The following is a 13,992-nucleotide window of genomic DNA, read 5'->3' as shown; positions in this document are numbered from 1 at the left end:
ATTTGTGCTGTTTTCCACGGATTATCGTTCCACCGAGGCCGTATTGGGAAACAGTTATTTTTTGTTTCTCAGGAAAGCCACCTCCCTTTTCTTTTCATTTTCCTTTTTATTTACCTCTTTATTTCCCTTTGCAATAACCTGCCTCCTCCTTTTTCTTCTTTTCTAATATATCATCTGCAGCATTTTGCAGTTGATTTCCGAATAGTCAGTTCCAGCGTATTCCGATAATAGCTGATCGTGTCTTCCATCATGTCCGCATACAGAAGTTCAAAGGCTTTACGACCAAATCTGTTCTGATCCACTGCCATAGTGGTAAGCGAAGGTTCCCAGTACTTTCCGAAGGAAATACCGTCAATCCCCATAACCGATACGTCTTCCGGAATCAGAAACCCCTTTTCCCGGAATGCTTTCATGGCGCCTAACGCCATCAGGTCATTACCGCAGATAACCGCCGTAAATTTATGTCCCAGATTCATCAGCCGGTTCGCGGCGTCGTAGCCTTCCGTCATGCTGGTCGCATAAGGATATTTTCCGTCGATCAGCAGGGTATCCCGGCAGGGCAGTTCCAGTTTATTTACCATGTTCTTATAACTGATACATCTTAAATCGTAAGGCAGGTTCCTTCCCAGACCACTCAGATAAGCAATCTCCCTGTGACCCATTCCATACAGGTATTCTATCGCTTCCTTCATAGCGGTGATATAATCGTTTTCAATCGAAGCGATTCTGCGGTAATCCACCTCCACATTGCCGCTGGTTACGATCTTAATTCCACGGTCTACCAGATCATACAGCTTATTTACTTTGAATTTATAGGGTATCGCCGTCACAAAAACCCCGTCCAGCCTGCGTGTGATAAAATTATCGAAATAGTCATCCAGTTTATTAAAACCTGTACAGATATTTACAAAATAATTTTTTTCATTTGCCGCGCTTTCGAATCCCCTGGCGATCTCCCCGAAAAAGGGATTTGAAATATCCTCCAGCACGATTCCCACCTGCATGGTGCGATTGGTGGACATACTTCTGGCTATCATATCCGGGCGGTAATCCAGCACTTTCACAGCTTCCATTACTTTATGTACCGTTTCCTCTTTCACTTTACCTGACTGATTCAGTACGTTCGATACTGTCGCGGTCGATACGCCCGCCAGCTTTGCCACATCTGATCTGGTTGCTTTCATTCTTTCATCTCCTATTTTACCCGGGTAAATTATAATTCAAAAAAAATTTCTGTTATATTTTGTTTATTTAGTCTTATTTATAAGTTTAATCTTAGCATTCATAGTATATTTTGTCAACAACTTTCTGCCACATTATTTACCCGGGTAACATATGTTTTCTGTTGATTCCCAGTATGGAAAATATAACCGTATCATTCGTAAAACAAATCAAACGGAAAGGCTACTTCCGCCAGAATGTAGTGCATTCCGCTTTGTCATGCTTATTATAGGTTATCATCCGTTTAAGCAAAGAAAAATCCACCGGTTTGTTCCACGGGATACGTACTAACTGCTGGCTGTGCTCATATCCCGCTTTTACTATCTCATCCGAAAAATGCTCAATTCCGGCCCTTTCCGGTGAGACTGCCATATGCTGCTTTGACACGCTAAAACCGATGATAAAGGTCCCATGCTCGGTAAACATGGGCTGGTTCCACGCAACTTTAGGTGCTAATTCCGGGAATTTATCCATCACCCATTTTAAAACTTCCGCTACTCTCGCCTGCTGGGTCAAATCCTCTATCTTCTCCAAATACTCTTCAAAAACATGAATTCCGCTCATATTAGTTTCCTCTGCTTTCTCAATAGTCCATTTACCATTGAATCTTGCTTGTTTACTGCCGGACATCGTTTCACACAGCTTTATAATGTATAACACTTCCAATCCATTGTACCGCTGAAATTATTATATGGATTAGTATGGACATTATTCACTCTGCGTTCTTTGCTTCAGCGGATGGAATAAAAAGAGTTTTGCTTGCGAAACTCTCCGCCTACGGCGGGCCGCGTAAGCGGCATCTTCCTTTCCGCCGTAGTGCGATCCCCGCGGAGCTTTTTATTTCATAGGAGTACTTTCCTATGAAATAAATAAAGACTCCCGGCCATATATCATGCGTCTCTTCCTCCTCTTTGGATAGAACCGCATTTTATATAGCCGGGAGCCGCTCACCGAATCAGTTAAATACTGATTCTTCCTCCCATTTCAGCACCGAACCGTCAGTGGTATCTATTTCGAATTCATATTCCATGTCATTGTAAATAATTTTCCCTTCATAGACGAGTCTGCCGTCTTCCTTATCCAGTTTCATCCGGATATCCGAATCAGAAGCTCCCGGCACTTTCTGAAGCGCGATCTGCCTTGCATCACTCTCACTGATCTGCGAAGCGGAAGCGCCGGCGCCGGCTGTTTTATTTTTCAATTCGGAGCTTTTGCTTAGGATTTCTCCGCTGGAGGCATCGATATCATACTCATACTTTTGGTTATCCGCATAGAATTCTACCTCATATCGGTATACTCCATCATCGAAATCCAGTTCCGTTTTCAGATAGGAAAGATCGCTTTCCCCGACACCTGCGTCGCCAAGAGCAGCCTTCCCGGCCTCCTCTTCACTGATCAAACCGGCCGGCATATCTGCTCCGGCAAACTCCCTGGACTCAATATCGTAATCGATGCTTAAAATGGTTCCCGATACGGCATCAATATCATAATCATATTCTTTATTCCCGGAATAGAACTCGACTTCATATTCGCTCTTTCCGTCATCGGTGTCCAGTTTGACCTTCATATAAGAAATATCCGCATCGCTGACTCCGGCGTGGGACAGGGCAATCTGCTTCGCCTTTTCCTCACCGATGAAACCTGAGGCCGTTGCGCCGCTTGATGGCTGGCCTTCCTGTGACTGGATCGGCACCCCTTCCCCCTTGGCCGGCTGGGCGCTGTTGTTTAATTCATTCTGGGTTACATCTACGGACGCTGCGCTTTTCTCAGGCTGGGCCGTCTCCTTGGAAGCGGCGATCTGCTGTGTAACAGGCGGGACTTCCTCCCTGGAACCACACCCGATCAGCAGAATGGCAGATAAGCCGAGTATTGGAAACAGTGTATAGAATGCTCTCTTTTTCATATTTTTTGAACTCCTTTCAATACATGAAATATTATTTAATCCGTCTTGCTAATTAAAGTATAAGTATCATATATTAAAAGAACATTAAAATTATAAATAAACTTTATTTCCTTTCTCCATTCCTTAGCAATATTCATCAAAAGGTACTTCCCCGTTTTCTCTATATGGCATAAATCCTGTCCGGTTCCCACCGTTCCTTTCATCGGCATCTGCCGAAATCACAATGCCGTTCCCTTCTTTGGAACAAAGAATGAGGACATATCCACTTTCTCCATTGTAAGCAGCTGCACTTTCTTATCAACACCGCCTGCGTAGCCTGTGAGGCTGCCGTTTGTACCCACAACACGGTGGCAGGGGATAATCAGTGAAATAGAATTGTGTCCCACTGCGCCGCCGACAGCCTGCGCGGACATTTTAAGCAGACCTTTTTGTTTTGCAATTTTGTCTGCTATTTCCCCGTATGTCATGGTCTGTCCAAACGGAATAGTCAGCATAATTTCCCACACCTTTTTACGGAATGGTGTTGTTTCCATAGACAGGGGCGGAGTGAAGCCGGGGTCCTTACCGCTGAAGTAAATATCGAGCCAGCGGGCCGTCTGCTCAAATACCGGCAAGGTCTTTTCCTCATATTCGTTTGGAAGAGTATCCCCAAAGTATTTTTGTCCGTCAAACCAAAGACCTGTAAGCTCTTTCCCATTGCCCGAAAGCGTGATACCACCCAAAGGTGACTTATAATGATATGTATAGGTCATACGATTACACCTCCAAATATTCCTTTGAATCCGCGATTTTCCATTTTACCGTTTTTTACAGCCGCTTTAAATAATACCCTAGCAATGCTCATTTAGAGTCCTCCTGTGACTGATCAGATTTCCTTTCTCATTCATTAGCCGGAATAGTAAATGAAAAGATACTCCCCTCATGCAATACGCTTTTCACCGTGATTTCACCGCCGTGGGCCTGGACGATCCATTTTACCATAGGCAGTCCCAGCCCGGCGCCCTTCCCCTCTTCGGCGCTGCGGGAGGTGTCCACCTGATAGAACCGGTTCCAAATCTTATCCAGCTGATCCTGCGGAATGCCGATCCCGTCATCCTCGACAGATCCTTGAATCTGTCCCTCTTCTTCTGATAAAGTGACCAGTATTTGACCGTTCTCTTTCCCATATGAGATACTGTTAGAGATCAGATTCATCCACAGGCGCATCATCATCGTCTGGTCAGCCACCACCATAATCCCGGGCTGAATCCTGGTCTTGACTGTGATGTTCCTGGCAGCCGCCTGATTGATCAGTTCTTCTGCGGTCATCTGTGTCAGTTCGCTGAGGTTCAAAACCTCCTTATGCACCTTCTGTCTTCCGCTATCCGCCCTTGCCAGCGTCAAAAGCTGCGAAATCAGCGCGGACATTTTCAGAGCCTGCTGGCGTATAACCTGCAGACTATATTTCATCTCCTCCGGTTCTTCCTGTACATGAAGTGCGTATTCACTCTGTGTGAGTATCACTGAAACCGGAGTGCGCAGTTCATGGGAAACATCCGAGGTAAACTGCTTCTCATTTTCAAAAGATTCCTGCAGCCGGTCCATCATACGGTCAAACGTATGAGCCAGCCCATGAACCTCATCCCCACCGTCACCCAGGCAGATCCTCTGTGACAGATCCTTACCGCTGCTGATTCTCTGCGCCGTACCGGTGATGTCTGACAGCGGTGCCAGGGCCCTTCTGATAATCAGGTAGCCTCCCGCCGCGATACACAGCACCAGAAACGGAAGCAGTACCAGGGCCAGCCGGACTACCGTGCTCAAAGCGCTGTCCGTCTGTTCCTGAGAGGTAATCCCGCGAATCCACACATTGCCATACCCTTCGATCGGATTGCAGTAATCATAATAATACCAATGGGCCTGGCTGGAATCCGCCTGTCTGAGTTCATCCATAACCAGCACAGAATCCCCCTGGAACTGGGAAGGAGTCCTCCCATACAGGAACCTCCCTTCCGAATCATAGACAGAAAGATAGATTCCCTGTCCCAGATAATCCAGCAGATCATGATCGAACTCCAACCTGCCCTCCTCATAATCAATCTCCCGGAAACTCTCCGTGACAGCACCCTTCAGGCGCTGTTTCGCATCCGAAAGGACCCTGTTTCCGCTGATAAAAAACAAAAACCACAGCACCAGGATCACCAGAAGCGTCATAAAGATCGTATACCAGATCGTTATTTTAGATTTTATCGATATATTCTTCATAGGCACATTCTTTCCTTCGTCAGTCACACTCAACCCTGCCGAATCATCCGAATCATACTTTCAGCACATAGCCTGCTCCACGCACCGTGTGTATCAGCTTCGGCTCGAAACCGTCATCAATTTTTTTCCGCAGATACCGGATATAAACATCCACCACATTGGACCCCCCTTCGTAGTCATAATTCCAGATATGCTGTTCGATCCTGTCCCTGCTCAAAACGATCCCCTGATTATGAACCAGATATTCCAGAATAGAAAATTCCCTGGAGGACAGAGCGATCTCCTGCTGATCCCTATACACCGTTCGCGCGTCACAATCCACCGTAAGATTCGCCACCCGGTAACAGTGATCCGTACGTCCCCCCTCCCTGCGCAGCATAACCCTTATCCTGGCCAGCAGCTCATCAAAAGCAAAGGGTTTCACCAGATAATCATCCGCCCCCGCATCCAGCCCGTTCACCCGATCCTCCACCCGATCCAGCGCAGTCAGCAAAAGGACCGGAATCCTGCTGCCAGACGCCCGCAGCTTTTTCAAAACTTCCAGCCCGCTGACCTTCGGCATCATAATATCCAGGATACAAGCGTCATATTCCGCCCCTCTGAGGCAATCCAGTGCTTCCTCCCCATCACGGCAGGAATCCACCGTATAGTGGTTCTTGATCAGAATTTTTGTTATCACATCGTTCAAATGTTTTTCATCCTCCGCTACCAGCAAACGCATGAATCCGCTCTCCTTCCACTGCCAACCTGTCTATTTTTTAAGCTACTAATATAATATAACAAAAACATGAAAGAAACATTAAAAATAAAAAAACTGCCCCAACTCCAAAAGCCGGCAGATAAACAAACCCCTATCTAAATAAAAAACAATCTCACCCCTCCCCCCAGCCCTCTCATCAAACGCTGTGTACCAATCATCCGGGAGCGCCTCCTGCCAAGCACAAGACAACACATCTCATCTAACTCCGCATACAAAAGCAACCCAGCCTGCTATAAAGCAGGGAGGAGAGGGAAGGTACGCGGCCATGCGGAGCCGGGCGTCCAATCTCGTGGGGCCGAATCGCTTGAGACCGGGCCTTAGAACAGGTTACGCAGATGCAGGGAGAACCTCGCAGGGCCTGGAACACTGTCCGAGCCGTATTGTGGCGAGTTTGTTCCAGGCCCTGCCAATAAGAGGTTCTCCCTGCATCGGAGTTACCTGTTCTTAGGTCCGGCCGAAGCGATTCGGCCCCACGAGATTGGACGCCCGGCTTTGCATGGCCGCGTACCTTCCCTCTCCTCCCGGCCCCTTATCAGGCCCCCCCTATCCCCGGCTCACCTCCCCAATAGCCTCAGAAAAAGTCGGATGCGGATAAATCACATTCCCCAGGTTCTCAAGCGTCAGCCCCATCTCAATCGCCTGCACAAACTGGCTGATCATATCCGTAGCCCGGGCGCACATCATCTGTGCTCCCAGAACCCTTCCACTGTCCGGGTCCGCCAGCACTTTCACAAATCCCCGCTCCTGCAGGGAAAGCACAGATTTTCCATTCGCGGACATGGGATATTTGCATATCTTCACAGGAATCCCCTGCTCCTTTGCCTCATCCGCGGTCAGCCCCGCAGTGGCGATCTCCGGATCTGTATATACGCATCCCGGTACAGTTCCCAGGCAGATGGTTGCCGGTTCGCTGAACATAGCCGCCACCGCGGTCAGCGCCTCGGCCGTAGCCGCATGGGCCAGCTGTACACCTCCAGTCACATCGCCGGCCGCATAGATACCCGGTATACTGGTTTCAAAATGCTGGTCCACCAGGATACAGCCCCGATCCATCTCCGGTGACATTTCATCCTCAAACAGCCCTTCCGTATTCGCCCAGCGGCCTGTAGCGATAAGTACCGCATCCGCTGACACCTCACACTCCTTACCCTTTTCCGTATAGGTACACGTAAGCCCCCCGGTTGTTTTCACGATTTCCTTTACCAGAGCACCCGTGTAAATGTCCGCTCCCCGTTTCTTCATAATCATCTTCAGGTTTTGTGAAATTTCCCGGTCCATGCCCGGGAGAATTCTCTCCATGCTCTCCAATACCGTCACCTGACATCCCATTGCCTGGTATGCGGTGGCAAATTCCATACCGATGACGCCCCCGCCGATAATCACAAGCCTCTTAAAGAGATCTCCTTTCATTTCCAGAAGCTCATCACTGTTCATGACTCCCTTAAGTCCGGCACCGGGAATCGGCGGGCTGGCCGGCCGGGAACCTGTAGCGATCAGGATTTTATCTCCGGTCAGCTCTTCCGCCTCTTCGCCCATACCTGTGATTTTAACCGTTTTCTGTGACGTGATCCGTGCGCTTCCCTGATACAGGGTGACTTTATTCTTTTGAAATAACTTCATTATTCCGTCCTGCAAGGTCCGGACTACCTCTTCTTTTCGCTCCCTTAATTTCTGATAATGGATAGCCGGTCCGGCGCCTGTGAGACCGATCCGCTCTCCCTGCTTCAGCTCCTGAACGAGCAGCGCCGTATGCAGAATCGTCTTAGTCGGTATACAGCCCCGGTTCAGACAGGTGCCGCCCACTCCGCCGGCATCCACCACCGCGACTTTTTTTCCCATACCGGCAGCTTTTAACGCCGCGGGATAGCCCGCCGGCCCGGCACCGATCACGATAAGATCATATTGTTCAGCCATTCTTGCCTCCCTGCTTTTATCTCTTGATTAGCCATGTTTTGCGGTTATTTTCTGCTGTTATTCGTTCTTTTTCCGGTATTTTTAAACTCTGTTCCAGACGGCATCCGGGGACAGTCTCCTCTCCTCCGGCTATAATTTCTAACCCGCTATTCGAACAGGACCGGCAGTATACCGGTGATGTTCTGTCTCATCATCTCCTGCATGGAGTTCATAGCAGAGACTTTTTGTGCCGCAGCTTTCAGGGACTCCGGTTCATATAGCACTCCATCTAACGCTGCCGCCAGTTTCGGTATATATTCCGTATCCAGGGCGTCCGAATATATCTGAGCGTGTTGTATTTTCCCTTCGTTTACCGCCAGATGCAGCTGTACCTCTCCCCAGGAGAAGCGATGGGATATCTCATGCTGGAACGGAAGCCTTTGTCCATAATTCCATTCCCAGGAGGAAAATTTATTCTCCAGCGCTTCCAGTTTTTCGACGCGGATACGGGAAGGGTCCATCGGCCGGACAGGCCCTTCATACACCTTCGCAAAAGCCAGCTCCAATTTTTCTTTCATCCCCGCCACCGTAACCTGCGGGTTCAGATCGGCCAGATTCACCACTCTCGAGCGGACGGAGTCCACACTTTTCGCCTTCAGCTTCTGTGAAGATACGTTCAGATATCGGGCCAGCTGCTGCTGATCCACCCGGATCAGCAGCGTACCGTGGTGGCATCCCACACCGGCCGCCTGGTAAAACGCATTGCCGGAAAACTTTCTGCCCTCCGCTTCCAGATCATTTCTGCCGGACTTTTCCGCACGGATCTCACACATGCGCACAGCCTCCAGGATCACGGCCAGCTGACGGTCCACATCATAATACGGCTGCCTTGCTATAAACGTAAAATTCAGGTTTCCCAGATCATGGAAAACCGCGCCGCCGCCGGACAAGCGTCTGGCCAAAAACCCTCCATCCTCAGAAAGGCTCCTGGTCCGGCACTCTTTCCATGCGTTCTGGTTTCTTCCGATAACCACAGTCCTGCGGTTCTGCCAGAGATAAAGGATACACTCGTGTTCCTCCACCAGGTCCATCAGATAGTTTTCCAGCGCCAGATTCCGGTAGGGATTCGTCCCATTATGAACCAGTATCGTCCTTTTATTCATCATAGCTGTATTTCAGATGGGGTTTCCTGGCTGCCTGTACTTCGTCCAGCCGGCCCACAGGCGTCACATGAGGCGCTGCTTTAACCACTTCAGGATTCGTTCCGGCCTGCTCGTATATTTCATCAAACGCCCGGACGATCTCATCCAGATTCTCCTTTGACTCCGTTTCCGTAGGTTCCACCATCAGAGCTTCCGCAACGATCAGAGGAAAATACATGGTCGGCGGATGGATTCCATAATCCAGCAATGCTTTCGCGATATCCATGGCCGACACATCGATCTGTTCATGCTCCTGTTCCAGGCTCATGACGAACTCGTGCATACAGGTCCGATGGTACGGCATCTTATATTTATCCGCCAGTTTTTCCATCAGATAGTTGGCATTTAAAACCGCATTCCGACTGGCTTCCAACAGGCCATCCTTTCCAAGCATAAGCGCGTAGGTCAGAGCCTTCACGACTACCAGGAAGTTCCCATAGAAGGCCTTTACCATACCGATGGAATCCGGCTGCCTGGTGAAGGTATAGGGTCCGTCCCCCTCCACCTGCGCCGACGGCAGAAACCGCGCCAGAAAATCCTTACAGCCTACCGGCCCGCTGCCCGGACCTCCCCCGCCGTGAGGAGTCGAGAACGTCTTGTGCAGATTCAGATGGATCACGTCAAAGCCCATGTCCCCCGGGCGGGTAACACCCATAATGGCATTTAAGTTTGCCCCGTCATAGTAGACCAGACCGCCGGCATCGTGGACAATCCTGGTGATTTCCAGAATATTTTTATCAAACAGGCCTACCGTGTTAGGATTCGTCAGCATAAGGCCTGCCGTATCCTCTCCCACCGCCTCCCGAAGCTTTTGAAGATCCACGCAGCCATCCGGATCGGAGGGGATATTGACCACGGTATAACCAGCCATCACCGCGCTGGCCGGATTCGTCCCATGCGCCGAGTCCGGAACAATGATCTTCGTACGCTTCTCATCGTTCCTGCTGTCATGGTAAGCCTTGATCAGCAGCAGGCCGGTGAATTCCCCATGGGCGCCGGCTGCCGGCTGGAAAGTCATCCGGTCCATGCCCGTGATCTCACAGAAAACCTGTTCCGCTGTTTTTAACACCTCCAGGCATCCCTGGACGGTATGCTCCGGCTGAAGCGGATGTACTCCGGTAAATCCGGCGAGAGCCGCCGTCCGCTCATTGATTTTCGGGTTATATTTCATCGTGCAGGAGCCCAGAGGATAAAAGCCGTCATTGACTCCGTGGGTCCGCTTCGCCAGCTCGGTATAATGCCGGCTGATATCATTTTCAGAAACCTCGGGAAGCCGCAGTTCCTTTTCCCTCCCATATTCCCGGAAGTCCCAGACCGGAACTTCGCATTCAGGAAGCACCGAACAGCCTCTCCCTCTCACGCTGCGCTCAAAGATCAGTTTCATCTGCTGCACACCTCCTTTACGATTCCTGCCAGGCGGTCAATCTCTTCTTTGGTATTCAATTCCGTGGCACACCACAGAAGTTCCCTGTCACTTAAGGGCAGCCCTCCCAGGATTCCTTCCTCTTCCAGCCGCGTCAGAAGCACCCCGGTATCCGCCGGGCACCGGGTTACAAATTCATGAAAGAACGGACGGCTGTATTTTACCGCACATCCCGCTTCCTGAAGCTTCTCTGCCAGATAATGGGCCATAGATGCGCTGTTTATGGCTGCCCGTCTCATTCCTTCCGGCCCCATAGCCGCCATATAGACAGAAGCCTTCATCGCGCACAGGGCCTCGTTGGAGCAGATATTGCTGCTGGCCTTCTCCCTGCGGATATGCTGTTCTCTGGCCTGAAGGGTCAGTACGAATCCTCTTTTCCCCTGGGTATCCACGGTCTGGCCGACGATCCGGCCGGGCAGTTTCCGCAGCATATCCTGTTTGGCCGCCATAAACCCCAGATACGGGCCGCCGAATCCCATCGGCATTCCAAGAGGCTGCCCCTCGCCCACTGCCACATCCGCATGATATTCTCCCGGAGTTTTTAATACGGCCAGGGAGATGGGATTGCACCCGACCACATATTTTGCTTTCCCCTCGTGGACCAGACTGCCGATTTCCTCCACATCCTCCAGGATGCCGTAGTAATTGGGCTGCTGTATGTAGACACAGGCAGTCTGCGCATCCAGCATTTCTTTCAGTGCCTGCGTATCGGTTGCGCCGTCTTTTTCCGGTATGATCTGAACCTCTATATTTCTGCCGTAACAATAAGTCTGTATCGTCTCCAGCACCTGAGGGTTCACAGCTGCCGAAACCAGAATCCCGGTTCTCTTCCGGTCCAGACACATCAGAACTCCCTCCGCCGCCGCAGTAGCTCCATCGTAAACGGAGGCATTGGAGGCATCCAGACCGGTCAGCTCACAGATCATCGTCTGGTATTCGAAGATCGACTGTAAATTTCCCTGACTGATCTCAGCCTGGTACGGCGTGTAGGCGGTGACAAAATCTTCTTTCTCCGTCACACTGTTTACGATGGCCGGAATGTAATGGTGATAGGCTCCCGCCCCCCGGAAGATATGGGGAAATACCGTGTTCTTCGCCGCCATCCCCTCAAGCTTCTTTAAAACTTCCAGCTCGGACATGCCGGCGGGAATCTTTAAATCCCCGTGAATCTGCATCTGCTCCGGCACATCACGGTACAAGTCGTCAAAACTGTCATAGCCGATCGCATGCAGCATCTCAAGCTGCTCCTCTTTTGTATTTGTTACATAACGCCCCATGAACGATCCTCCTTCATTTAATCGGTTACGCCATCCGCTATGCGCCTACAGTTCTTCCAGATAGGCTTCATATTCTGCCGCATCCATCAAAGTTTCCTGTCCGGTGATGTTCTTAACTTTGATAAACCAGGCGTCGTAAGGCTGTTCGTTAATCGATTCCGGACAGTCCAGCAGTTCTTCATGAATGGCAGCTACGGTTCCGCTGACAGGTGAATATACGTCGGAAACAGCCTTTACGGATTCCACATCGGCAAAACTTTCCCCGGCGGTTACTTCATCCCCTTCTTCCGGCAGGTTCACGAAGACCAGATCCCCTAATTCCTTCTGAGCATAATCCGTCAGACCGATCGTTACCGTGGTTTCATCCTCAAAAAGCAGCCACTCATGGGATTTTGAATACTTTAACTCCTTTGGAATATTCATGTTTATTTCCTCCTGTTTTCTATTAATTTTAATTATCATTTAATTTAAATATTATTTCTCTTGAACCGATTAGCTTGAGCATACTATTTCTTTTCTCTTTTATAAAACGGGATGGGGATTACTTCTGCCCCGACCATCCTGTTCCTGACTTCCACCTCTACTTTTGTGCCGATGTCCGTATACTCCACCGGCAGCAGCGCCATAGCCACCGGATATCCAAGATATGGACAGTGGGTTCCCGATGTGGTCAAACCAATCTCCTTTCCATCCGCGAACACCTTTTCCTGCTCTCTTATGATCCCTCTGCCGGTCACTTTCAGGCCGACCCGCTTTCTAACCGGTTCTCCCCTGTCCAGCAGGGCTTTTTTGCCAATAAAATCTTCCTTATTCATCTTCACTGCGAATCCAAGACCGGTCTCTAACGGGGTAATCTCATCGTCCATCTCATGTCCGTACAGAGGCATGGCGGCTTCCAGGCGCAGGGTATCCCTGGCTCCCAGCCCGCAGGGAATCAGTCCCTCTTCCCGGCCGGCATTAAGCAGAAGATCCCACATTCTGCCCGCATCTCCTGTACTCATATACAGCTCATAACCGTCTTCCCCCGTATAACCGGTTTTCGATATAATACAGGATATGTCGTCTACTCTGCCGTCCATGACCGCGCTGTAATATTTCTTCGGAAGCTTCTCCTCAGGCGTAAGCTTCGTCAGGATCTCATGGGCTCTGGGGCCCTGCAGAGCGATCTGCGCCACCTGATCGGACAGATCCTCAAAGTATGCGTCCTCCTGTTGATGAGCTTTCATCCAGGCGAAATCTTTCTCCCGGTTAGACGCGTTTACCACGATGAAATAGTGGTTTTCCCTGATCTTATAGACGATCAGATCGTCGATCACCCCTCCGTTCTCATTGCACATCGGACTGTATCTCGCCTGGCCGTCATACATATTCGTGAAATCATTGGTCAGCAGCATATTTAAGTTTGCCAGCGCGCCACTGCCCGTTAAGAGCACTTCCCCCATGTGGGATACGTCAAACAGGCCGCATGCCTTACGCACCGCCATGTGCTCCGCGATCACCCCCTGCTCGTACTGCACCGGGAGCAGATAACCTGCAAACGGCACTATTTTCCCGTGATTTTCCACGTGTTTGTCGTACAATGGTGTCTTTTTTTCCATGTACTCACTCCCTCCTGATAGATGAAACTACCTTGTTATAGATAAGCGGATGATGATAAAGGGAGCGGCATCTTCCTTTCCGCCGTAGTGCGATCCCCGCGGAGCGTTTTTATTTCATAGGAGCATTTTCTATGAAATAAATAAAGACATACGAAAAAAGCTTTCGTATGCCTCTGTCTGTTTACCTGAAAGATTACTCCCTAATAGGAGCATGCCTCTTCGGTGATCTTGCTTTTCCAGAGTCTCGTCCGGGTACGGTCCTTTTGCCTGAGAGTTTTTGCAATTCCCCTTCGGCGCTGCTTTACACAGTCTCTCCCATATCCATCATCCGACTTATCCATATTATAGGTATATTTTAACATATATAGATGGCTGGAGCAACCGCTTTGTAGGAAATGTATGTAATTGGCTTTTTCCTCTAAAATATTAATGTTGTATGATTTTTCCAATTACCGCATATAATAACTGCGT

12 protein-coding genes and 1 riboswitch are annotated in these 13,992 nt (G+C 49.7%); all 12 genes read right to left on the bottom strand.

From position 1 onward, the window contains the following. Positions 1-170 precede the first annotated feature (170 nt). The gene (locus tag ABC831_RS21305) at positions 171-1,184 is read right to left on the bottom strand and encodes a LacI family DNA-binding transcriptional regulator (protein WP_343250088.1); all 1,014 of its coding nucleotides are present in this window, start codon (positions 1,182-1,184) and stop codon (positions 171-173) included. 220 nt (positions 1,185-1,404) lie between these two features. Beyond that, the gene (locus tag ABC831_RS21300; RefSeq protein WP_343250087.1) at positions 1,405-1,785 is read right to left on the bottom strand and encodes an iron chaperone; all 381 of its coding nucleotides are present in this window, start codon (positions 1,783-1,785) and stop codon (positions 1,405-1,407) included. A gap of 391 nt (positions 1,786-2,176) precedes the next feature. After that, complete coding sequence (locus ABC831_RS21295) at positions 2,177-3,124, bottom strand: PepSY domain-containing protein (protein WP_343250086.1); 948 nt, start codon at positions 3,122-3,124, stop codon at positions 2,177-2,179. 218 nt (positions 3,125-3,342) lie between these two features. Then, complete coding sequence (locus ABC831_RS21290; RefSeq protein ID WP_343250085.1) at positions 3,343-3,876, bottom strand: methylated-DNA--[protein]-cysteine S-methyltransferase; 534 nt, start codon at positions 3,874-3,876, stop codon at positions 3,343-3,345. A gap of 127 nt (positions 3,877-4,003) precedes the next feature. Next, positions 4,004-5,368, bottom strand: coding sequence for a HAMP domain-containing sensor histidine kinase (locus ABC831_RS21285; protein ID WP_343250084.1), 1,365 nt, complete (start codon positions 5,366-5,368; stop codon positions 4,004-4,006). Between the two features lie 52 nt (positions 5,369-5,420). Then, a complete protein-coding gene (locus ABC831_RS21280) occupies positions 5,421-6,089 on the bottom strand; it encodes a response regulator transcription factor (RefSeq protein WP_343250083.1) in 669 nt (222 codons plus the stop codon). Positions 6,090-6,671: 582 nt separating this feature from the next. Continuing rightward, complete coding sequence (gene lpdA, locus ABC831_RS21275; protein WP_343250082.1) at positions 6,672-8,042, bottom strand: dihydrolipoyl dehydrogenase; 1,371 nt, start codon at positions 8,040-8,042, stop codon at positions 6,672-6,674. Positions 8,043-8,188: 146 nt separating this feature from the next. Then, a complete protein-coding gene (gene lplA / locus ABC831_RS21270) occupies positions 8,189-9,187 on the bottom strand; it encodes a lipoate--protein ligase (protein ID WP_343250081.1) in 999 nt (332 codons plus the stop codon). Next, positions 9,177-10,607, bottom strand: coding sequence for an aminomethyl-transferring glycine dehydrogenase subunit GcvPB (gene gcvPB / locus ABC831_RS21265; RefSeq protein ID WP_343250080.1), 1,431 nt, complete (start codon positions 10,605-10,607; stop codon positions 9,177-9,179). Before gcvPB ends, lplA begins: the two co-directional genes overlap by 11 nt. Next, positions 10,604-11,923, bottom strand: coding sequence for an aminomethyl-transferring glycine dehydrogenase subunit GcvPA (gene gcvPA / locus ABC831_RS21260; RefSeq protein WP_343250079.1), 1,320 nt, complete (start codon positions 11,921-11,923; stop codon positions 10,604-10,606). The genes gcvPB and gcvPA overlap by 4 nt, the downstream gene beginning before the upstream one ends. Positions 11,924-11,968: 45 nt before the next feature. Beyond that, positions 11,969-12,346: a glycine cleavage system protein GcvH gene (gene gcvH / locus ABC831_RS21255; protein WP_343250078.1), complete on the bottom strand. Its 378-nt coding sequence runs from the start codon at positions 12,344-12,346 to the stop codon at positions 11,969-11,971. Positions 12,347-12,429: 83 nt separating this feature from the next. After that, positions 12,430-13,521, bottom strand: a complete 1,092-nt coding sequence (gcvT, locus tag ABC831_RS21250; protein WP_343250077.1) for a glycine cleavage system aminomethyltransferase GcvT — start codon at positions 13,519-13,521, stop codon at positions 12,430-12,432. A gap of 245 nt (positions 13,522-13,766) precedes the next feature. Beyond that, a riboswitch (glycine riboswitch) is annotated at positions 13,767-13,849 on the bottom strand. Positions 13,850-13,992: the final 143 nt, after the last annotated feature.

The sequence above is a fragment of the Diplocloster hominis genome, assembly GCF_032380655.1.
Taxonomy (GTDB): Bacteria; Bacillota; Clostridia; order Lachnospirales; family Lachnospiraceae; genus Diplocloster; species Diplocloster hominis.
Note: the sequence above shows the minus strand (reverse complement) of the source record. Positions and strands in the feature narration are given on the sequence as shown.